This is a genomic window from Alsobacter sp. KACC 23698, assembly GCF_045348435.1.
In the GTDB taxonomy this organism is placed as follows: Bacteria; Pseudomonadota; Alphaproteobacteria; order Rhizobiales; family Beijerinckiaceae; genus Alsobacter.
The window spans coordinates 4,889,757-4,909,278 of sequence record NZ_CP157484.1 but is presented as its reverse complement, the minus strand read 5'-3'; the positions used below and the strand labels follow the sequence as shown (position 1 = coordinate 4,909,278).

Below are 19,522 nucleotides of genomic sequence, written 5' to 3'. Positions count from 1 at the left end.
AGCCGAGGTGATGCGTCGGGCCGCCATGCCGGCGTCGGGCGAGACCATCCGCAGCTTTGTGCGTTTGGCGACTGCGTCGGACCCTTTCGCGCTTCGGTGAACCCGCGATGCCCCGTGTAGACTGGCCTGAAGCGATCTTTGCGGTGAAAACGTTTTCGGCGGCGATGCTGGCGTTGTGGGTCGCCTTCGCGGCCGATCTGCCGCAGCCGTCCTGGGCCATGCTGACCGTCCTGGTCGTGTCGCAGCCCATCGCCGGGATGGTGGCCGCCAAGGCCCTGTACCGGGTCGTCGGGACGCTGGTCGGCGCCGTCATGGCCGTGCTGATGGTCGCGGCCTTGGCGGACGCGCCGCCTTTCTTCCTCGTCGCGCTGGCGGTCTGGGTCGGGTTGTGCACGGGCGTCTCCGTGCTGCTGCGCGACGCGCCGTCCTCCTACGGGGCCATGTTGTCGGGCTACACGGCGGCGATCATCGGCGTCCCGGCCGCGATGGCGCCGCTGACCGTGTTCGACACGGCCACGGCGCGATGCCTGGAGATCACGCTCGGCATCCTGTGCGGAACGGTGGTGAGCCAGGTCATCCTGCCCCGGACCGCCGGCGACCAGCTGCGCGCCGCAGCCGACCGCACGATCGAAGCCGTGCGCCGTTTCGCCGCCGACACGCTGCGGGCCGACGAAGACAGCGCCCAGGGCTTGGCCGATCGCCGCGCCATGGTGGCCGATGCGGTCAGCCTGGACAATCTGCGGGTCTTCGCACGGTTCGACACGCCGGCGATGCGCGCCGCCTCCCATGGGGCGAGCGCGCTGCAGCGTCGGATCCTCACGCTGATGTCGATGCTGATCTCTCTCCACGACCGTATTGCGCTCATGCGGACGATCGACCTGCCGGGCGCGCCAGCGTTGAGGGCGCTGCTGGAGAAGGCCGCGGGCCTCCTCGACCCGCGGACAGGCCCGCCGCCCGGCGCGGAGCGCCGCCAGCTCGTCGCGGAGCTTCGGGACGCCATCGCCCGCGCGACTCCCGATCTCCCGGCCATGCAGCGTGACCCCCGCCTCATCCTCTCGCGCAACATGCTGGCGCGACTGGACGACGTGCTGACGCTGCAGGGCCGGATCGGACGGCTGAGGGACGCGGTCTTCGCCGGCCGTCGCGTCGGCGCGGGCCCGGGCGTCGGCTCGGTGCGCTATCGCGAGCCGATCCTCGCGCTCGTCGGCGGCGCCATTTCGACGACGTCGGTGCTGGCCGCATCCGCCCTGTGGATCGGGACCGGCTGGCCCAGCGGCGGCTCGGCGGTGGTCTTCGCCGCCGTCATCTGCAGCATCATGGCCCCCCTCGACGATCCGGCGGCGGCTGCGGGCGCGTTCCTGCGCTCGACGGTCGCTTCCGCCGTGCTGGCGGGCGTCGCGCTTTTCGGCGTGCTGCCGCTGGTCGACGATTTCGCGGGGCTCGCGGCGGTTCTGGCGATCTTCTTCGTCCCGTTCGGCATGCTGTTGGGCCTGCCGAGGATCGGCGCGAGCGCGACCCCGCTGGGGCTCAACTTCACCGCGCTGCTCGGCCTCGCCAATTCGACGCCACTGGCCGATTTCGCGGCCTTCGCCAATAGCGCGCTTGGCCTGCTGGCCGGCATCGGCGTCGGGATCCTGACGTTCCGCCTGCTGAGGCCGCTCGGGGTCGCCTGGACGGTGGAGCGCATCCACGCCGCCACGCTGCGCGATCTCGCCCGGTTGGCGAAGGTCGGAACCCCGGCGCATCGGGATCGGTTCGAGGGCGTGATGTTCGACCGCATCAACGCCCTGTTCTCGCGGCTCGATCCCGCTGCGCCGGTGCAGCGGGCCGTCGTGCAGGGAGTGCTCGCCGCGTTGCGCATCGGCCTCAACATCGTGGCGCTCCGCCAGGCTGCGTCGGCGCTGCCCGAGCCCCAGCGCAGGCTGATCGACGCGGCGCTCACGGCGCTGGCGCGCCATTTCCGGCGCCTCGCCGGCGGCGCGCAGGATGAACTGCCGTCCGCTCCCGCGACCGCCGCCATGGCGGCCTTGCTTCAGGACGGCGAGGGAGGCGCGGCCGAGGCCGCGCTCGTCACCATCTCGGCGATTCGGGCCACGCTCGATCGGCATTCCGACTTCTTCCGCGCCCAGCAGCCGCTGGTCGCGCAGATCCCTGTGGAGGCGCCGGCATGATCCGGGAACTCGACGTCTTCGGCGTCTTCCTGTCGCCCCTGGCCGCCCTGCTCGTCATCGCCGCCGTGGTCTGGCTAGTCCTTCGCCGCGGGCTGGCCCTGGCGGGCGTCGAGCGCCGTGTCTGGCATCCGGCGCTGTTCAACCTTTCGGCCTTTGTCCTCATCCTATCGGCCCTGGTGCTCATCGTGTTCGGTCGTTTCTGATGCTCGCCTCCCTGTCTCGCGTGTTCTTCACCGTTCTGCTGGCGGTCGTGGCGGCCGTGGCGGGTTTTTTCGCCTGGCGCGCCTATGTCGAACGGCCCTGGACGCGGGACGCCCGCGTACGGGCGAACGTGCTCGGCGTGGCGCCCGACGTGTCCGGCGCGCTGGTGGAGGTGCGCGTCCGTGACAACCAGCGCGTCCGCGCGGGCGACGTGTTGTTCGTGATCGACCCGGCGCGCTACCGCTTCGCCCTGGCGCAGGCCGAGGCGACCGCGCAGGGTCGTGAAAGCGATCGCGACCAGAAGCGCCGCGAGTTCGAGCGGCGCTCGCGTCTCACCACGGGGGCGATCACCGAAGAGCAGCGCGAGCAGTCGGCCGCGACCCTGGCCGCAGCCGAAGCGGCCTACAGCGCCGCGCTGGCCGAACTCGACGTCGCCCGGCTGAACCTCGACCGCACGGAGGTGCGCTCGCCCGCCAACGGCTTCGTGACCAACCTGCAGATCCACGCCGGTGATTACGCGACGGCCGGCAGGGCGCTCGCCGCGCTGGTGGACGAAGACTCGTTCTACGTGTCGGGCTACTTCGAGGAGACGAAGATCTCCCGCATTCACGAGGGAGACCCTGTGGCGATCCGCCTGATGGGGTTCGCGCCCGAGCTGCGCGGACGCGTCGAGAGCGTCGCCCGCGCCATCGCGGATCGCGAGATCGTCCAGGGCGGAGACCTGATCCTGAACGTCAACCCGACCTTCAACTGGGTGCGGCTTGCGCAACGCATCCCTGTGCGGATCAGCCTCGACGCCTTGCCGCCCGGCGTCACGCTCAGCGCCGGGATGACCGCGACGGTCGTGGTGGAACGGCGGGACGGCGAAAAACCCTAGGCCTTCGCCGGGTCACAACCCCGGCGCAGCGACCTTGAACTGCACCTCATACACTCCGGTGGAGCTCGAGGCCCCTTCGAAGCCCTTCATGGTCCTGAGGCGCCCCACGCCCTGGCCGCCGGCGAGCGCGCCTGTGCCTGAGAGAACCTTGTAGTCCGCGCTGTAGTCCAGGCCGTTTTGGACAAGCGTGAATTCGGCGGTCACGGTCGATCCGTCGTCGAAGACATAGGTGCATGTGCCCGCATAGCGGCCATCCGGAAGCTGGTGGACCAGATGGTCTTTCTGGACCAGACGACCGCCGTCGCCGATCGCGATCCCCAACAGGTGCTCTGCGCCTCGCTGGTCGCTCACGGTGTAGAGATCGATCATGCGAAAAGTAAGGACCCGTTCGTTCGCCCAAGCCGACGAAGTCGCAAGACAGCAAGCAAGCAGAGTGAGCGGAGACAGTCTCATCACGCCCTCCCAACAGCGGTGGGAATGCAAGCCGTGATTCTATCACTCGCCCCGACCGGATCCCTTAGGCAGCGTGGATTACACATGCCAGGAGCGCATGACCGGGACGCTTGCCCGATCCAGGCCTGCATCGTCGTCGCGGCGGCCGGGCGATAGCGCGGACGAGTCGCGAACCTCCGCCGGTTCGGCGTCGCCGCGGCTTGCGATGAAACCCTTCGGTTCCATATGCGTTCTGGTTCGGCGTGAACTGCGCCATGCGCCAGGGAGCCTTCGATGCTGGACGAACACCATGCTCGGGACCGCGTTGACGCACGCGCGAAGCTCGATCTTCACGCCAGCCTGCTCGACTGGCGGCGCACGATCGGCGATCTCTATGCCGACATCCGCAAGATGGAGCCCGAGCGAGGCTGGGCGTTGTGGCGCGAGACTCGCGACCGGCTGTTTCGCGGCCACGCCCAATCGCCGCTGTCGCAGGCGCGGCGCGCCCAGTTCGAAGGCGTGAGCTACTTCCCGTATGATCCCGCGCTGCGTTTTACGGTCGCGCTGCAGCCCGCCGGCGACCGCGAGACGATCCGCGCCGAAGCCGGCAAGGACGGGCTGATGACGCTCGTGCCCTTCGCGCTCACGGACGGGCTGGAGCAGCCTCTCGGCAAGGAGCTGACGCTCTACTGGATCAACGGCTATGCGGGCGGCGTCTTCCTGCCCTTCAACGACGCCACGAATGGCTGGACGACATTTGCGGGTGGGCGCTACCTGCTCGACACCATCAAGAGCGCCGATCTCGGCGCCTCCGAAGACGGGCGGCTCATCCTCGATTTCAACTTCAGCTACTACCCCTCCTGCGCCTATTCGGAGGCTTGGGTCTGCCCGCTTTCGCCGATCGAGAACCGGCTCAAGCGGGCCATCGCGGGCGGCGAGCGCGACGCTTCGGACGATCGCCGCGAGCCGTCGAGCCTGCGCCTGGTCTGACGGCGAGTTGATGAGCCTGCCGCGATTGAGTGCTTGCGCCGGGTTGTTCAACGGATAGCCTGCCCGGATGAACCTCCGAGGGGCTATCCACATGCGTATCGCGCGTTTTCTCGCCGTGGCGGCGACGTTCTCCTTCGTATCCGTGTCGACTGCGTCGGCCCAGACGATCAAGATCGGCTCCAAGAACTTCACCGAGCAGTTCGTGGTCGCCGAGCTCTACGCGGCCGCCCTGGAAGGAGCGGGCTTCAAGGTGGAGCGCAAGATCAACCTCGGCGGCACGCTGGTGGCGCACGAGGCGCTGAAAAGCGGCGCGATCGACCTCTACCCGGAATACACCGGCACAGGGCTGAACGCCGTCATGAAGGCGCAGGGCGTGACCGAGACGGATCCCGAGAAGGTCCGCGGCATGGTGAAGGCCTTTTACGAGAAGGAGTTCAACCTCACCTGGCTGAAGCCCTCTGGCATCAACAACGGCTACGCGATCGTGGTGCGGCCCGACACCGCCAAGGAATATGGGCTCAAGACCCTGAGCGACCTCGGCAAGGCGTCCTCCAAGCTGAAGCTCGGCGCCGGCGCGGAGTTCGTGGATCGGCGCGACGGCATCAAGGGCCTGAAGGAGGTCTACGGGGCCGAGTTCCAGGAGTTCAAGCAGTTCGCGGCGCTGCGCCTGCGTTACGACGCGCTCACGCAAAAGCAGGTCGACGTCGCCAACGGCTTCTCGACCGATTGGCAGATCGCGGCCGAGAAGTTCATCGCGCTGGAAGACGACAAGTCGCTGTTCCCGCCCTACTACCTCGCCCCGGTGGTGCGCCCGGACATCGCCGCCAACGAGAAGGTGGTGGCGGTGCTCGAGAAGGTCGGCGCGGCGCTCGACAATCCCACCATGCAGGAGCTGAACCGGCAGGTGGAAGTCGACAAAAAGGAGCCCCGCACGGTGGCGGCCAACTTCCTGAAGAGCAAGGGCCTGTGACCTGAGCCGCGGGCCAGGTCCGTGGGGGCGGAACCTGAACACGACGCGGTGACGTTCGGCGGGAGCGCCGTCGCGCTGGCGGACATCGTTGCGGTCGCGCGTTGCGCCGCGCCGGTGCGCCTCGACGTGAGCGTCGGACCGCGCCTTGCGGCGGCGCGCGCCGTGGTCGATCGCGCGCTTGGGCGCAATGACGCCGTCTACGGCCTGACCACCGGCCTCGGCGCCGCGGTCGACACCCGGCTGGACGCGGAGCAGATCGCGGCCTTCCAGACGCGGGCCATCCGGGCTCGCGCGGTCGGCGTCGGTGAGTGCATGGCGCCCGATGAAGTACGGGCCATGCTGGCCGCCCGCCTGGCCGGCCTCTGCCGGGGAGCCTCCGGGATTTCGCCACCGCTCGTGGACGCCGTGGCGGCCCTGCTCAACAAGGGCGTGACGCCGCGCGTGCGCCGCATCGGCTCGCTCGGCGAAGCGGACCTGAGCCCGCTCGCGCAGGCGTTCCTGCCGCTGATCGGCGAAGGCGAGGCCGAGCGTGACGGCGCTGTGGTGTCCGGCGCCGACGCTTTGGCGACGGCCGGGCTCGCGCCCGCGACGCTGGGGCCCAAGGACGCCCTGGCGCTGCTCAACAGCAACGCCCAGAGCATCGGCCTGGCGGCGCTCGCCCTTGTGGATCTGCGGGCGGTTCTGGAAGCGGCGATCCTGGCCGGCGCCTTGTCGCTGGAGGGCTACCGCGCCAACCTGTCGCCGCTGGACCCCGACCTCGGCCGCCTGCGCGGCCTGGAAGGCCATGCGGCGGGCCTGCGGGCGCTGCGGGCCGCGCTCGATGGCTCCGCCCTGTTCGGACCCGGAGTCGCCCCGCGCGTGCAGGATCCGATCTCGTTTCGCACTCTCGCCCCCGTGTTCGGCTGCGCGCTGCGGGCCTGCGAGGCCGCGGAAGCGGTCGCGACGGCCGAACTGAACGGCGTCGGCGACAGCCCGGTGGTGCTGCCGGACCGGGACGCCATGCTGTCCAGCGTCAACTTCGACACAACCGAACTGGCGCTCGCGCTGGAGGCCGCCGGGCTGGCGCTATCGCATCTCGCGGCGATCTCGGCCGCCCGGATCACCAAGCTGATGTCGCCGGGCGCCAGCGGGTTGCCGCGATTTCTAACCCGCCATGGCGGCTCGCATTCGGGGTTCGCGACCACGCAGAAAACCGCCTCCGCGCTGGAGGCCGAGATCCGCCATCTCGCGCATCCGGTGGGGGCGCTCACCGTCCCGGTCGCCGACGGGGTGGAAGACTACGCCCCGATGACGCCCCGCATCGTCGACAAGCTGCACGCGGCGGTGCGCCGCTTCGCCCGGCTCGTCGCGATCGAGCTCGTGGTCGCAGCCCAGGCCGTGGATCTGCGCGAGCGTGTCACGCTCGGCCATGGCGCAGCTCTTGCGTACGACTTCGTGCGCGCCGCCGTGGGGCCGCTGGGCGACGACCGCCCGATGGGACGCGAATACGAGGCGCTGGCGTTGCGCATCCTCGATGGCGAGCTGCCGTGGCGGCTCGAGCCGTCGGACGCCAGCGCATGACCTGGCTGGTGGAGAACTACGACCGCCTGCTGGTCGCGCTGTGGGAGCACATCCAGCTCGTTGGCGTCGGGCTGGCGATCTCGCTTGCGCTTGGCCTGCCGCTCGGCGTCGTGGCGGCGCGGCGTCCTGGCTTCGCGGTATTCATCCTGCTCGTGTCGGGCGCGCTCTACACCGTGCCGGCGCTGGCCATCTTCGCGCTGCTGATCCCCTATCTTGGTCTCGGCTTCTGGCCCGCCATCGTGGCGCTGGTCGCCTATGCGCTCCTGATCATCATCCGCAACGTGTCGACGGGGCTCCGGCAGGTCTCGCCCGACATCCTCGACGCCGCGCAGGGGATGGGCTACGGCCCGATGCGCCAGCTCTTCGCCGTCGAGCTGCCGCTCGCCATGCCGGTGATCGTCGCCGGGATCCGCATCACGGTGGTGACGCAGGTGTCGGTCGCCACCGTGGCGGCCTTCATCAACGCCGGTGGGCTCGGCGACATCATTTTCCAGGGCATCACGCAGGATTTCGGCGAAAAGGTCGTGATCGGGGCCATTGCGACCTCGGCGCTCGCGGTGGCTTGCGACGAGGCGCTGCGCCGGGTCGAGATGCGGCTGCGCGCCGCGCAGGCGGACGCCCTGTGATGGCGGATGCGCGCTGATGCTCCAGTGGATCGCCGACAATCCCCGCATCTTCACGGTGGCGTTGCAGAACCATCTCTGGCTCTCGGCCGCCGCCCTCGCGGCCGTGCTGCTGATCGCGCTGCCGCTCGGGCTGGCGCTGACGCGTCGCCGCGCGCTGGCGGGCGCCGCCATCGGGATCGTCAACGTGCTGCGAACGGTGCCGTCGCTGGCGCTGCTGGTGATCATGCTGCCGGTGCTGGGGACCGGCTTCCTGCCGTCCGTGGTGGCGCTGACGCTCTACGGGCTGCCGGCGCTGCTGCTGAACACCTATACGGGCCTGACCGAGGTCGACCGCGACATCGTCGACGCGGCGCGCGGGCAGGGGTTCTCCGACCGGCAGGTGATGACCCGCATCGAGATCCCGCTGGCGCTGCCGGTGGTGTTCGCGGGCGTGCGAACCGCCGCCGTGCAGATCGTCTCGGCCGCCACGCTGGCGGCGTTCATCGGCGGCGGCGGGCTCGGCGAGCTCATCACCTCCGGGATGGCCAACTTCAATTTTCCGCAGTTGGTCGCGGGCGCGCTCGCGGTGGCGCTGCTGGCGCTGGCGGTGGAGCTCGCCTTCGCGGCCCTGGAACGGGTCATGACGCGCTCCACGGGGCTTCGCGACTGATGAAAGGCGTTGGCGCGTGATCAGGCTGGAAGCTGTCAGCAAGTCATTTCCCGGCGCGGCGCGGCCCGCCGTGGACGCGCTGGACCTCGAGGTGCCGTCCGGCCGCACCTGCGTGCTGATCGGCCCCTCGGGCTGCGGCAAGACCACCACGATGCGGATGGTGAACCGGCTGATCGAACCCAGCGCCGGCCGCATCATCGTGGAGGGCGAGGACGTCACCACGGTGGACCCGGTCGGCCTGCGCCGGCGCATCGGCTACGTCATCCAGCAGGTCGGGCTGTTTCCGCACATGACCATCGCGGACAATGTCGCGGCGGTGCCGCGCCTGCTTGGCTGGCCGGAAGCGCGCATCCGCGAGCGCAGCGCCGAGATGCTGTCGCTGGTGGGGCTGGAGCCCGGCCAGTTCCTGTCGCGCCACCCGCGCCACCTGTCGGGCGGCCAACGGCAGCGCGTCGGCGTCGCCCGGGCGCTCGCGGCCGATCCGCCCGTGATGCTGATGGACGAGCCGTTCGGCGCCATCGACCCCATTGTGCGCGGGCGCCTGCAGGAAGAGTTCCTGGACATCCTGCGGCGGCTGAAGAAGACCGTGATCCTGGTCACGCACGACATCGACGAGGCCATCCGCATGGGCGAACTCGTGGCCATCATGCGGGATGGACGGCTGGTGCAGTACGCTGCGCCCGAGCGCCTGCTGGCCGCGCCCGCGGACGCCTTCGTGGCCGATTTCGTCGGCGCCGACCGGGCGCTGCGCCGCCTGTCCTTGCTGCGCGCCATGGATGTCGCGGAGCCAGGCGACGCCGGCGGGCTGCGGCTGCCGGGCTCGCTGTCGGCCCGCGACGTGCTTTCGGCCCTGCTGGCCGAGGGGCGCGACGCCGCAACCATCCTGGACGGCGAGGGAAGGGCGGCGGGGACGCTCACGCTCGCCGCCATCCAGCGCCTGAGCGTGCTCGACAACCCGCACCCGGACGGACCCGCGCGGGGCTAACCGGGCTGCCGGTAACCGGCGCGGTCGGCCGCCTCGGCGTCTTGGCGCAGAACGGCGTAGGCGGCCGCGTCGACCGCCGCGAAGCCGGTGAGTTGCAGCGGGGCCAGGAGCGCTCGGCCGGCGTCGTCCGCCGTAAGTCTCAGCAGGGCGGAGCGCAGCGCCGCGAGGGTCGCGGCGTCCACCGACCGCGAGGCCGCCAGCAGCGGCATCGGCCGAGGAGCGGTCGTCGCGATCACGCGCAGCCGCGCCGCCGTGTCCGGCTCGTGGGACAAGAGCAGGTCGTGGAAAAAGGAATCGAGCGGGCCGATGTCGATGACGCCGGACAGCACCGCGTCGATCACCCGTCGCGGCGTCTGCAGGCCGCCGACGCTCTCGGCGAAGAGCGTCCGCCCCTTGGCCACATGCGGTAAAAGATGCGTCCGCAGCGCCTGGAAGCCCGATTGCGAGTGCTCGGCCGTCCAGCCGATGCGGCCGCCGAAGCTGTCCTCCAGCGTCCGGAGCGGGCCGTCGGCGCGCACGACGAGGCGCGTGGCGTAACGGGGCCGCCCGTCGCCGCTCGCCGGAAGGGGGGCCGCGACCGGCGCAAGCTCGAAGCCGCCCGTCGCGAACGGATAGCCGCAGATGAACGCGAGCCCGAGGTCCGGCCGCCGCCACAGCTCCTCCAGCGGCGCCGGCGCGGCGTACGGGATCACGTCCAGCGGCACGCCCGACACAGCGGCGACGCGCCCGAACAGCGCCGTCCAGGCGTCCGCCACGGCGGCGTTGACGGCATACATGCGGGCGTTGGCGACCAGCCTCACGCGTAGCGCAGCCGCTGGCCGAGCCCCATCCGGGCGGCCTTCTCGAGCATGAAATGCCCCAGCGCGATGTCGGACAGCGACAACCCGCGATGCCAGAACAGGATCGTCTCGTCGTCGCTCTCGCGCCCGGGTTTGCGCCCGGCGACGATCTCGCCCAACTCGGCATGGAGCGTCTCGGCCGAGAGCTTTCCGGCCTCCACATGCGGCCGCAGCGCGCCGAACGGCCCGCCCTTGCACTGGCCCCAGTCGTCCACCACCAGCTTCGCCATGATGTCGGTGAGCGACAGCTCCACGGCGCTCATGGTGCCGTACGGGACCACGAAGGCGCCGGGCTTGATCCATTCGGTCTTCAGCAGCGGCTCCGGCGCGTTGAGGCGTGACGCCTCCACGACGATGTCGGCGCCCTCCACGCAGGTGCGCCAGTCCGGCGGCGCCACCACGCGCTTGCCGAGGTCGGCGCTGAGCCGCTCCGCGAAGGCGTCCCGGCTCTCTGGTCGGCGCGAATGGACGCGGATCTCGTCGAAGTCGAACAGCGAGTCGAGCAGCCGCACGTTCCAGTAGGCCGTGCCCCGTGCGCCGATGTGGCCCAGCACCCGCGAGCCCTTGCGGGCAAGGTGCTTGGCCCCGATGGCCGTCACCGCGCCGGTGCGCATGTCGGTGAGGTGGCTGCCGTCCACGATGGCCTTGGGGACGCCGTTCAGCGGATCCATGAGCAGGAGGAGCCCCATCTCGGAGGGCAGCCCCTGCTGGTAGTTGTCCACGAAGTCGCCGATCACCTTCACGCCCGCCCGGGCGATGGGCGCCCGGAAGGCGCCGCGCAGCACGTTGAAATGGCCGTTCGCGCCTGCGTTCGGCATCAGGTGCACGCGCGGCTCGATCACGGTCTCGCCCCGCCCTTGCGCGGCGAGCCCCGCCTCCACGGCCGCGATGATCTCCGCGTCCGTGAGCCGCAGCGCCTCCACGTCGATGGCGTTCAGGTAGTCGATATAAAACTCGGCCTTGGGCATCCCGTCGCTCTCCTGGCGCTCGCCCCTGCTGCCCCCGTCAGGGGACCACATGTCGTTCTGGCGGGGATCGAGCGAGTCTCGCGAGGCCCGCATTCAATCAGGGAAACATCTTCATGCCAAAGTTCATCATGCGCGGCGGCTTTTTTGACCCGCTTGGCGTTATTTGAGACTCACGATGTACCGCGCCAGGTCCCGGATTTCCGATCGGGAGAGCGTTATGTTTGGCATGCGCTGGTGAGAGGTTTGGAGAAAGACCGAAATCGACAGCTCCGTCGTGGAAACCATTTGCGCGACGGCGCTGAAGCTTGGCCCAGGTTTCATACCCGGCGGTCGCCCGCGGCGGACTTCATGACAGGCTGAGCAGTCCCGCTCAGCAAGCCTTCGCCCCGCTCGGGCATCCTGCGCGAACGTCTGCTGCGACATGCCGCTCAGTGCGGCGACCAGTCCCCCAAGGACCGCCAGAAGCCTTGTCGCGGCGCTCAAGGCACCACCGCGACCGCACAGCCTGCGGAACGGACCAGTTCTCGCGAGACGCCGCCCAGCAGGAATTCCTGAATAGACCCTCGGGCGCGACGTCCGGTGACTAAGAGGTCGAAGGACTCGCTTTTCAATGCCGCCAGGATCTGCTCCGCAGGATCCCCGATCAACACCATGGTGCGCCTTCGCTGCGCGCCCGCCGCTTCAGCTTTAGAGTTCGCAGCCTCCAACACACCATCCGCAAGGACGAGCCGGATATCGCGCCCATGCTGCTCCGCAAGAGCGAAGTCTCGCGTGATCCCCGACAACGTAGCGGCCGGTTCTTGGGTTGGCATGACGCCCAGGCGTTCGCGAATCTCCACCGCGAACTCTGTTTCGGCGATGCGCCTCTCTTGCTCCGACAATGGGGCGTCGATCACGACGGTGGTCATGACCAGTTCGGCATTGAGACCACAGGCGATCTCTACCGCAAGCGCAAGGGCGCGTTGCGAAGGGCCCGAGGCGTCCAGCGCGACCATGATTCGCTCCATCTCGACCTCCGTGCGGAGCGCGATAGCGGCCTGCTGACGTCGACCTTGGCGAATGGCTGCGTGATACGCCTTGCGGCCCGGCCTGCATCCAATGCCTTCGTTCCAGCCGACTCTGAAGCGCTCCTGGTTTTTCGCTAATGGATGACCGTACGTGGTGTGCGGACATCCGCACTGATGTCGGTCAACCGAGGCGGGACCGAACCAAACGGACGGTCTACCTGTTCGGGCATCGCCGCGAAGTCTCCGTTCCGGCGGCGCGGTCGATGAGGGCCCACAGTCGCTTTGGCCGATTCCGCCCCGCCCTCGCGGGTTCACTTCGCCGTGAAGGCCCATCATCGCGCTCAAGCCGCGACCGGACTACAATGCGATCCCTCCGACCCGCAGCCTTGCCGCATCCCCTCCGTGGCCTACGCTCGGGTCTTACTCGCGCATAGGCGCCGATGATTAGGTGGGGGGCGCGCTTGCGGCGGCTCAACGCCGAGCGCCGCGTGGTCGTGCAGGATGGGCCATGACTGCAGCCGCGCAACCAACGCCCGATCATGCCTCGTCCAGGCCGGATGGGGCTCCAGTGTTCGTCGCGCGTGGGCTGTGCAAAACCTACGGCTCCGGCGTGGCCGCCGTTTTCGCCCTGCGGGACCTCGATCTCGACATCATGGCTGGTGAGTTCGTGGTGCTGCTGGGCCCCTCGGGCTCGGGCAAGTCGACCCTCTTAAACATCCTCGGCGGGCTTGATGCGCCCACCTCGGGGACGACGCGCTGGCGCGATCACGAGCTTACGGGTGCGGACGAGGCGGAGCTGACGCGCTACCGGCGCGAGCATGTCGGGTTCGTGTTCCAGTTCTACAACCTCATTCCAAGCCTGACGGTGCTCGAGAACGTCCAGCTCGTGGCTGAGATCGCCGACAGGCCCATGGAGCCGCGCGACGCCCTCGCGCTGGTCGGCCTCGGGCAGCGGCTGGACCATTTTCCGTCGCAGCTTTCCGGGGGCGAGCAGCAGCGCGTCGCCGTCGCGCGCGCCATCGTGAAAAGGCCTGATGCGCTGCTATGCGACGAGCCCACCGGAGCCCTCGACGTGGAGACCGGAAGGCTCGTGCTGGAGGCGATCGACCGCGCCAACCGTGAGATCGGCGCCACGACCGTCGTGATCACGCATAACAGCGCCATTGCGGGCATGGCCCATCGGGTGCTCCGGCTGGCTGGCGGAAGGATCGTCGGCGCGCAGGTCAACGAGCAACGCCTCGCGCCTGGGGAGCTCAGCTGGTGAGCATGCTGGACCGCATGCTGCTGCGGGACCTCTGGTCGCTCCGATCCCAGGCGATCACGGTCGCCATGCTGATCGGGACCGGCGTGACGGTTTTGGTCGGATCCGTCGGAACCTATACTTCGCTCCTCGCCACTCAGGCCGGCTACTACGGCGCGAGCCGTTTCGCCGATGTCTGGGCGGAACTCGAGCGCGCGCCGCGCAGCGTCCTGGCGCGACTATCGGAGATCCCGGGCATCGGCGTGATCGAGACCCGGGTCGTCAAGGATGTGCGCGTCGACTGGCCCCGGTCTGACCTCTCCGTGGCGGGACGCATCGTCTCCCTCCCTGACGGCGGCCAGCCGGTGCTGAACCGGATCACGCTCCAGCGCGGCCGATGGATCGACGCCCAGCGCAATGAAGTCCTCGTCAGCGCCGGCTTCGCCGACACCTGGTCGGTTGAGCCGGGCGACCCGATCCGCATTATTCTGAATGGCCGTCTGCAGACCTTCACGGTGGCGGGGGTGGCCTACTCGCCCGAGTACGTCTACGCCACCCGGCCGGGAAATCCGCTGCCGGACGACCGCACCTTCGCGGTGCTTTGGGCGAGCGAGAACGCCGTCGCGCCCGCGTTCGACATGCAAGGGGCATTCAACGCGGTTGCGGCGACCTTGGCTCCGGGCGCCCCCGAGAGGGAGGTCCTGGCGGCTGCGGACGCCGTCCTCGACCGCTATGGCGGGCGCGGCGCCTACGGCCGTCGCGACCAGCCCTCGCACCGGTTTCTCTCGGACGAGCTGGCCGAGCAGCGAACGCTGGCGATCACGGTCCCGGCCATCTTCTTCGGCATCGCGGCGTTCCTGCTCAACGTGGTCCTGGGCCGGCTGGTGGAGGCCCAGCGCGAGCAGATCGCAGCGCTGAAGTCGCTGGGATTCCCCTCGCTCCCGATCGCCGCGCACTACCTGAAATTCGTGTTGGCGCTGTGCGGACTGGGCTGCGCCGGCGGCGTCGCCATGGGGCTCTGGTATGGCCATGGCATGCTGAACAGCTACCGGCCGTTCTTCCGGTTCCCGGAGCTCGCCTATGAGCTGCCGGTCTTCGTCCCGCTGCTCGCCATCGGCCTGAGCGTCGTCGCCGCCGCAACGGGCGCGCTTGGGGCCTTGCGGCGCGTGCTCGCCTTGCGGCCGGCCGAGGCCATGCGACCCGCCGCGCCGCCGGCCTTCAGCCACATCCTGCTCGGCAGGCGGTGGCGGCCAGCCGTCAAGATGGCCCTGCGCGGCCTCGCAGGCCGCCCGGTGCGGTCCCTCCTGTCCGTGCTGGGCCTGGCGATGGCCGTGCCGATGATCGTCATGGGCCTGTTCTGGTGGGACGCGCTGCGCTTCATGGTGGCCGTGCAGTTCGACGGCATCGACCGCGCTGACGCCGTCGTGTCCTTCACCGACCCGGTCGCCGGACGGGCCGCCCGGGAGATCGCCGCGATTCCCGGCGTGCTGGCCGTAGAGGGGCAGCGCGTCGCACCCGTGCGGCTTCGCGCCGGAACGGCGGAGTACCGGCTCGGGCTGACGGGGTTGGCGGCCGGCGCCCAGCTCCGTGTTCCGCGGGAGCAGGATTTGCGGCCCGTCCCGGTGACGTCGGTCGGCCTGACTCTGACGCGCGGCCTGGCCGAGCGCTTGGGGGTGTCCGTCGGTTCTCAGGTCACGGTCGAGGCGCTTGACGGCAAGCGGCCGGTCGCGGTCGTTCCGGTGGCGGCGCTCGCCGACGAGATCCTGGGCTACAACGCCTATATCGAGATCAGCGCGCTGAGCCGCCTGATGCGGGAAGACGACCACATCACCCAAGCGGCGGTCCGGGTCGATCCGAACGAGGCGTACTCGGTCTGGCGGTCCCTGACGCAGCGACCTCGGGTTGCGGCCGTGGCGGTCAAGAGCGTTTGGCTCCAGGTTTTCGACGAGAAGATCGCCGGGCTCGTGATCGTCTCGGCCTTGGTGCTCACTCTCTTCGGGATCATCATCGCGGCGGCCGTCGTCTACAACAGCGCGCGCGTCGCCCTCCAGGAGCGCGCCTGGGAGCTCGCCAGCCTGCGGGTGCTGGGCTTCACGCGTGGCGAGGCGTCCGGCATCCTGCTCGCAGAGCTGGGGGTGCAGATGCTGCTCGCGCTTCCGGTGGGGCTCGTTCTGGCGAAGCAGATGGTCAAGGGCCTGCTCGCCCTGCGGGACAATGAGAGCTTCCAGATCCCGGCCGTGATCAGCGATCAGACTTACGCCATCGCCGCCCTGGCGGTCGTGGCCGCCGGCCTGGGCAGCGCCTTCCTGGTGCGCCGGCGCGTCGACCAGCTCGACCTCGTCGCCGTGCTCAAGACGCGGGAGTGAGAATGGCGAGGCTGAGCCGGGCTCTCGTCGGCGCCGCCATCGCGGCCGCAGTCGCCGGCGCGCTCCTCTGGGCGTTTCGTCCCAAGCCGATCGCCGTCGAGACGGACGTGGTGGCCCGCGGCGTGTTCCGGGCCACCGTGCAGGAGGATGGCCGCACGCGCATCCGCAACCGCTATGTCGTCTCCGCGCCGCTCGCCGGGCGGGTGCTTCGCTCCGAGCTGAAAGCCGGCGACGTCGTTCGGCAGGGCGCCGTCGTGGCCACCCTGTTGCCCTCCATCCCGCCGCTCCTAGAGGCGCGCACGCGCCGCGAGCTCGACGAGCGGGTCGGAGGAGCCGAGGCGACCATGCAGGAAGCGCAGGCGCGGCTGGAACGGGCGACGGCCCAAGAGGCCCAGAATCGAGCCGACGCGGAGCGCATCCGCACCCTGCAGCAGAAGGGCATCGCTTCGGCGCAGCAGCTGGAGCGGGAGGAGCTTGCGCTGCGGCTCGCCCAGCGGGACCGGGAAGCGGCGCAGTTGCGCCGCCATGCCGCCGAGCATGAGCTCGCCCAGGCGAGGGCGTTGCTCGCCCGTTACGACGAGCCGGACGCGGTCGACCGGTGGAACGTCACGGCCCCGGTGGACGGGCGCGTGCTCAAAATCCACCAGGAGAGCGAAGCAGCCGTGGCCGTCGGCGCGCCGCTCGTCGAGATCGGCGACCCGCGTGACCTGGAGATCGTGGTCGATCTGCTGACCACCGACGCCGTCGAGGTCCGCCCAGGTGCGGACGTCGTCATCGAGCGCTGGGGCGGGCCCGAGCCGCTGGCCGGCAGGGTGAGGCTGGTCGAGCCGGCAGGCTTCACCAAGATCTCGGCGCTGGGGGTGGAGGAGCAGCGGGTCTGGGTGGTGATCGACATCGTCAGCCCACGGTCGGCCTGGGCGGGACTCGGCGACGCCTTTCGGGTGGACGTCCGCATCACGGTCCAGGAGATCGCGGACGCCACCCTCGCTCCCTCGAGCGCCCTGTTCCGCCGGGGCTCGGGGTGGGCCGCATTCGTGGTCGAGGACGGCCGGGCCCGCGAGCGCTCCGTCGAAGTGATCCGGCGCACTCCGCAGCAAGCCGCCGTCGCGGGCGGACTCGCGGCGGGTGAGCGCGTGGTCCAGTTCCCACCAAGCGCCTTGACGGATGGCGCGCCGGTGGCCGTGCGCTGAGCTGAAAAGTCTGGCCGGCGATGCTGGCCGTCCGCTGTCTTGAGAGCGGTCCCGGTGCGCGAAGGCGGCCGGACCGCCCAACTCCAATCAATCCGTCCCGATTTGATCCTTCGCATGGACGCCCCGGCGGCGGAGCAGAACACTGTCGTCAGGTTGCTACCAGTGCTTTCGCCAATCCCGTGATCCAGCCAGCGCGCGCCCCCTGACCTCCCGACGACGCCCTGGCCGGACATCAGGCGTCGCGATCTGAGCGGAACGCCCGCTTTCTCCGGCGTCCCGCCCAAGGAGGACCGACATGCATCCGCTGCACCGGGAAGCCCACCTGATCCAGCGCATCGGCTGGCTGCGCGCCGCCGTGCTCGGGGCCAATGACGGCATCATCTCGACCGCGAGCCTGGTGGTGGGCGTGGCGGCCGCCGCCGCCGGCCCTAGCGAGGTGATCGTGGCCGGCGTTGCGAGCCTGGTGGCAGGGGCCATGTCCATGGCGGCCGGCGAGTATGTCTCCGTGAGCTCCCAGTCGGACACCGAGGAGGCGGACATGGCGCGCGAGCGACAGGAACTCGCCGCCACGCCGGAGGCGGAGCTCAACGAGCTCACGCAGATCTATGTCGACCGAGGCGTCGAACCCGCCCTGGCTCGCATCGTCGCGGAACAAATGACTGCAAAGGACGCCTTCGGAACGCATGTGCGCGACGAGCTCGGCATCGCCGAGCATGGGGCGGCGCGACCCGTGCAGGCGGCGCTCACTTCGGCCGCGACCTTCGCGTCCGGAGCCGTGCTGCCGCTGGCGCTGGCCGTCCTGGCGCCGGCGCCGTGGACGAGCGTCGCGGTGTCCGGCGGATCGCTCGCCGGCCTCGCCGTGCTGGGCGGAATCGGAGCGCGGGCCGGGGGCGCCGGGGTCCTCCGACCGACCCTGCGGGTGACCTTCTGGGGCGCCGTCGCGATGGGCGCGACGGCCCTGATCGGCGCCCTCGTCGGACGCTCGGTCTGAACGGCCCCGCCCCGGGCGCGATCGATCCTACTTCGCCTAGGCGAGTTCGGACGAAACGGCCAAGGATCCGATGACCAACGACATCCCTGCTGCTCCGACGCTGCGGCGAACCATCGGCCCTATCCAGCTGATGCTTTACGCACTCGGGTCCATGTTGGGGTCGGGCGTCTACGGCCTCATCGGGCAGTCGGCCGCTTTAGTCGGCAACGCCGTCTGGCTGGCGTTCCTGGTGGCCCTCGTGGCTGCCCTGCTCACCGCCCTGTCCTATGCTTCCCTGGGCTCCCGCTACCCGCATGCAGGCGGCGCGGCCTATGTGGTCCAGCACGCGTTCCGGGCGCCGGCGCTGAGCTTCATCGTCGGCCTGGGGGTGGCCTGCTCCAGCCTGCTCTCGGTCGCCACCCAATCGCGCGTCTTCGCCGCCAACCTGGCGGAACTCGTCGGCGCGCCGTCTCAGGTTCCGCTGATCGCTTTCGGCTTCATCCTCGTCCTGGCCGGGGTGGTGTTGCGCGGCATCCGCGAGGCGATGTGGGTCAATGTGCTGTGCACCCTCGTCGAGGCTGGCGGCCTTCTTCTGGTCGTCGGCTTCGGGGCGCGCAGCTGGGGCGGCGTCGACTATCTGGAGGTCCCTTCGACGACGACGGGCGAACCGTCGTTGGCCCTTCTGGCCATTCAGGGAGCCGTGCTGACCTTCTTCGCCTATATCGGCTTCGAGGACAGCATCAACGTGGCCGAAGAATGCCGCGATCCGCAGCGCACGATTCCCGTCGGGCTGGTCGCCGCCATGCTTCTGTCCGCCGCGCTCTACGTTGCGGTGGCGATCACGGCCGTGTCGGTCGTGCCCTGGCGCGACCTGGCGCAGGCTCCGGGCCCCATCACGGCCGTCATGGCGCGCGCCGCTCCGTGGCTGCCGACATCCGTGTATTCAAGCATCACCCTCTTCGCGGTCGCCAACACGGCCCTGGTCAACTACGTGACGGCGTCACGCCTGCTCTACGGCATGGCTCGGCAGGAGTTGCTGCCCTCCGGGCTTGGCCGCGTGCACGCGATCCGGCGGACGCCACACGTCGCTATTTGCGCGTTATTCTTCGTGCTCGCGCCGCTGTCGCTATGGGGCGGCGTCGCGCATCTCGCTGCCGCCACCGTGCTCATGCTGCTGTCGGTCTTCGCCGTCGTGAACAGCGCGCTCGTGGTGCTCAAGCTTCGCCCCGGCGAGCGCGAAGGCAAGTTCGAAGTGCCGCTCGCCGTCCCGGCCGCAGGCGCATTCGTGTGCGCTGCGCTGGTCATCATCCGGGTCGGAACAGGGGACTGGCGCGCCACGGCGCTGGCCGGAGCGATGGTGGCCGGGATCTCGATCTTGTTCGTCGTCGCGCGCCGGAGCTCCGCGCCCGCACGTGCACCATAAGCGCGTTCGCCACTACCGCGTCGCGCGGTGAATGGGATCCTCGCGCTGCTGTTCGTCC

General features: G+C 69.9%; 19 protein-coding genes. 14 read left to right on the top strand and 5 right to left on the bottom strand.

What is annotated here, in order from left to right:
• Nucleotides 1-143: 143 nt before the first annotated feature.
• Genes ABEG18_RS23530 through ABEG18_RS23520 form a run of 3 tightly spaced genes read left to right on the top strand, consistent with a single transcriptional unit; the run spans nucleotide 144 to nucleotide 3,249 of the window.
• Complete coding sequence (locus tag ABEG18_RS23530; protein ID WP_406855464.1) at nucleotides 144-2,171, top strand: FUSC family protein; 2,028 nt, start codon at nucleotides 144-146, stop codon at nucleotides 2,169-2,171.
• Complete coding sequence (locus ABEG18_RS23525) at nucleotides 2,168-2,374, top strand: DUF1656 domain-containing protein (RefSeq protein WP_406855463.1); 207 nt, start codon at nucleotides 2,168-2,170, stop codon at nucleotides 2,372-2,374. Before ABEG18_RS23530 ends, ABEG18_RS23525 begins: the two co-directional genes overlap by 4 nt.
• Nucleotides 2,374-3,249, top strand: a complete 876-nt coding sequence (locus ABEG18_RS23520) for an efflux RND transporter periplasmic adaptor subunit (RefSeq protein WP_406855462.1) — start codon at nucleotides 2,374-2,376, stop codon at nucleotides 3,247-3,249. Before ABEG18_RS23525 ends, ABEG18_RS23520 begins: the two co-directional genes overlap by 1 nt.
• A gap of 12 nt (nucleotides 3,250-3,261) precedes the next feature.
• Here ABEG18_RS23520 and ABEG18_RS23515 read toward each other — a convergent pair whose 3' ends face one another.
• Nucleotides 3,262-3,618 carry a hypothetical protein gene (locus ABEG18_RS23515; RefSeq protein WP_406855461.1) on the bottom strand — a complete coding sequence of 119 codons (357 nt, stop codon included), beginning with the start codon at nucleotides 3,616-3,618 and terminating at the stop codon, nucleotides 3,262-3,264.
• A 357-nt stretch (nucleotides 3,619-3,975) separates the two neighbouring features.
• Here ABEG18_RS23515 and ABEG18_RS23510 point away from each other — a divergent pair, with 357 nt between their 5' ends.
• The 6 genes from ABEG18_RS23510 (at nucleotide 3,976) to ABEG18_RS23485 (ending at nucleotide 9,461) form a co-directional block, all read left to right on the top strand.
• The gene (locus tag ABEG18_RS23510) at nucleotides 3,976-4,671 is read left to right on the top strand and encodes a DUF1684 domain-containing protein (RefSeq protein WP_406855460.1); all 696 of its coding nucleotides are present in this window, start codon (nucleotides 3,976-3,978) and stop codon (nucleotides 4,669-4,671) included.
• Between the two features lie 91 nt (nucleotides 4,672-4,762).
• Nucleotides 4,763-5,641: a glycine betaine ABC transporter substrate-binding protein gene (locus ABEG18_RS23505; RefSeq protein ID WP_406855459.1), complete on the top strand. Its 879-nt coding sequence runs from the start codon at nucleotides 4,763-4,765 to the stop codon at nucleotides 5,639-5,641.
• A gap of 48 nt (nucleotides 5,642-5,689) precedes the next feature.
• Entirely contained in the window at nucleotides 5,690-7,201 is a 1,512-nt protein-coding gene (gene hutH, locus ABEG18_RS23500) for a histidine ammonia-lyase (protein WP_406855458.1), read from the top strand.
• Nucleotides 7,198-7,827: an ABC transporter permease gene (locus ABEG18_RS23495; protein WP_406855457.1), complete on the top strand. Its 630-nt coding sequence runs from the start codon at nucleotides 7,198-7,200 to the stop codon at nucleotides 7,825-7,827. The genes hutH and ABEG18_RS23495 overlap by 4 nt, the downstream gene beginning before the upstream one ends.
• Before the next feature lie 16 nt (nucleotides 7,828-7,843).
• Nucleotides 7,844-8,476, top strand: coding sequence for an ABC transporter permease (locus tag ABEG18_RS23490; RefSeq protein ID WP_406855456.1), 633 nt, complete (start codon nucleotides 7,844-7,846; stop codon nucleotides 8,474-8,476).
• Nucleotides 8,477-8,492: 16 nt separating this feature from the next.
• The gene (locus ABEG18_RS23485) at nucleotides 8,493-9,461 is read left to right on the top strand and encodes an ABC transporter ATP-binding protein (protein ID WP_406855455.1); all 969 of its coding nucleotides are present in this window, start codon (nucleotides 8,493-8,495) and stop codon (nucleotides 9,459-9,461) included.
• On the opposite strand, the gene ABEG18_RS23480 is transcribed toward ABEG18_RS23485, so the two are convergent.
• The 4 genes from ABEG18_RS23480 to ABEG18_RS23465 form a co-directional block, all read right to left on the bottom strand.
• Nucleotides 9,458-10,261 carry a phosphate/phosphite/phosphonate ABC transporter substrate-binding protein gene (locus ABEG18_RS23480; protein WP_406855454.1) on the bottom strand — a complete coding sequence of 268 codons (804 nt, stop codon included), beginning with the start codon at nucleotides 10,259-10,261 and terminating at the stop codon, nucleotides 9,458-9,460. The two genes, ABEG18_RS23485 and ABEG18_RS23480, sit on opposite strands and share 4 nt — an antisense overlap.
• On the bottom strand, nucleotides 10,258-11,268 hold the full coding sequence (locus ABEG18_RS23475; protein ID WP_406855453.1) for an ornithine cyclodeaminase family protein: 1,011 nt from the start codon (nucleotides 11,266-11,268) through the stop codon (nucleotides 10,258-10,260). The genes ABEG18_RS23480 and ABEG18_RS23475 overlap by 4 nt, the downstream gene beginning before the upstream one ends.
• 159 nt (nucleotides 11,269-11,427) lie before the next feature.
• Entirely contained in the window at nucleotides 11,428-11,691 is a 264-nt protein-coding gene (locus ABEG18_RS23470) for a c-type cytochrome (RefSeq protein ID WP_406858694.1), read from the bottom strand.
• A gap of 56 nt (nucleotides 11,692-11,747) precedes the next feature.
• Nucleotides 11,748-12,263: a universal stress protein gene (locus tag ABEG18_RS23465; protein ID WP_406855452.1), complete on the bottom strand. Its 516-nt coding sequence runs from the start codon at nucleotides 12,261-12,263 to the stop codon at nucleotides 11,748-11,750.
• Nucleotides 12,264-12,783: 520 nt separating this feature from the next.
• On the opposite strand from ABEG18_RS23465, the gene ABEG18_RS23460 reads away from it, so the two are divergent.
• The 5 genes from ABEG18_RS23460 to ABEG18_RS23440 all read left to right on the top strand — a co-directional run bounded on the left by ABEG18_RS23460 (nucleotide 12,784) and on the right by ABEG18_RS23440 (nucleotide 19,464).
• Nucleotides 12,784-13,539, top strand: a complete 756-nt coding sequence (locus ABEG18_RS23460; protein WP_406855451.1) for an ABC transporter ATP-binding protein — start codon at nucleotides 12,784-12,786, stop codon at nucleotides 13,537-13,539.
• Between the two features lie 2 nt (nucleotides 13,540-13,541).
• The gene (locus ABEG18_RS23455) at nucleotides 13,542-15,881 is read left to right on the top strand and encodes an ABC transporter permease (protein ID WP_406858693.1); all 2,340 of its coding nucleotides are present in this window, start codon (nucleotides 13,542-13,544) and stop codon (nucleotides 15,879-15,881) included.
• 2 nt (nucleotides 15,882-15,883) lie between these two features.
• A complete protein-coding gene (locus ABEG18_RS23450) occupies nucleotides 15,884-17,071 on the top strand; it encodes an efflux RND transporter periplasmic adaptor subunit (protein WP_406855450.1) in 1,188 nt (395 codons plus the stop codon).
• Between the two features lie 295 nt (nucleotides 17,072-17,366).
• The gene (locus tag ABEG18_RS23445) at nucleotides 17,367-18,062 is read left to right on the top strand and encodes a VIT family protein (protein ID WP_406855449.1); all 696 of its coding nucleotides are present in this window, start codon (nucleotides 17,367-17,369) and stop codon (nucleotides 18,060-18,062) included.
• Between the two features lie 70 nt (nucleotides 18,063-18,132).
• A complete protein-coding gene (locus ABEG18_RS23440) occupies nucleotides 18,133-19,464 on the top strand; it encodes an APC family permease (RefSeq protein WP_406855448.1) in 1,332 nt (443 codons plus the stop codon).
• The last annotated feature ends 58 nt before the right edge of the window (nucleotides 19,465-19,522 follow it).

What these genes read in the sequence shown, in the direction of transcription:
- ABEG18_RS23525 (WP_406855463.1), top strand. Translation starts at nt 2,168, where the DNA reads ATGATCCGGGAACTCGACGTCTTCGGCGTCTTCCTGTCGCCCCTGGCC.
- ABEG18_RS23520 (WP_406855462.1), top strand. Translation starts at nt 2,374, where the DNA reads ATGCTCGCCTCCCTGTCTCGCGTGTTCTTCACCGTTCTGCTGGCGGTC.
- ABEG18_RS23515 (WP_406855461.1), bottom strand. Translation starts at nt 3,618, where the DNA reads ATGATCGATCTCTACACCGTGAGCGACCAGCGAGGCGCAGAGCACCTG.
- ABEG18_RS23510 (WP_406855460.1), top strand. Translation starts at nt 3,976, where the DNA reads ATGCTGGACGAACACCATGCTCGGGACCGCGTTGACGCACGCGCGAAG.
- ABEG18_RS23505 (WP_406855459.1), top strand. Translation starts at nt 4,763, where the DNA reads ATGCGTATCGCGCGTTTTCTCGCCGTGGCGGCGACGTTCTCCTTCGTA.
- ABEG18_RS23495 (WP_406855457.1), top strand. Translation starts at nt 7,198, where the DNA reads ATGACCTGGCTGGTGGAGAACTACGACCGCCTGCTGGTCGCGCTGTGG.
- ABEG18_RS23490 (WP_406855456.1), top strand. Translation starts at nt 7,844, where the DNA reads ATGCTCCAGTGGATCGCCGACAATCCCCGCATCTTCACGGTGGCGTTG.
- ABEG18_RS23475 (WP_406855453.1), bottom strand. Translation starts at nt 11,268, where the DNA reads ATGCCCAAGGCCGAGTTTTATATCGACTACCTGAACGCCATCGACGTG.
- ABEG18_RS23470 (WP_406858694.1), bottom strand. Translation starts at nt 11,691, where the DNA reads ATGTCGCAGCAGACGTTCGCGCAGGATGCCCGAGCGGGGCGAAGGCTT.
- ABEG18_RS23465 (WP_406855452.1), bottom strand. Translation starts at nt 12,263, where the DNA reads ATGGTCGCGCTGGACGCCTCGGGCCCTTCGCAACGCGCCCTTGCGCTT.
- ABEG18_RS23460 (WP_406855451.1), top strand. Translation starts at nt 12,784, where the DNA reads ATGACTGCAGCCGCGCAACCAACGCCCGATCATGCCTCGTCCAGGCCG.
- ABEG18_RS23455 (WP_406858693.1), top strand. Translation starts at nt 13,542, where the DNA reads ATGCTGGACCGCATGCTGCTGCGGGACCTCTGGTCGCTCCGATCCCAG.
- ABEG18_RS23450 (WP_406855450.1), top strand. Translation starts at nt 15,884, where the DNA reads ATGGCGAGGCTGAGCCGGGCTCTCGTCGGCGCCGCCATCGCGGCCGCA.
- ABEG18_RS23445 (WP_406855449.1), top strand. Translation starts at nt 17,367, where the DNA reads ATGCATCCGCTGCACCGGGAAGCCCACCTGATCCAGCGCATCGGCTGG.
- ABEG18_RS23440 (WP_406855448.1), top strand. Translation starts at nt 18,133, where the DNA reads ATGACCAACGACATCCCTGCTGCTCCGACGCTGCGGCGAACCATCGGC.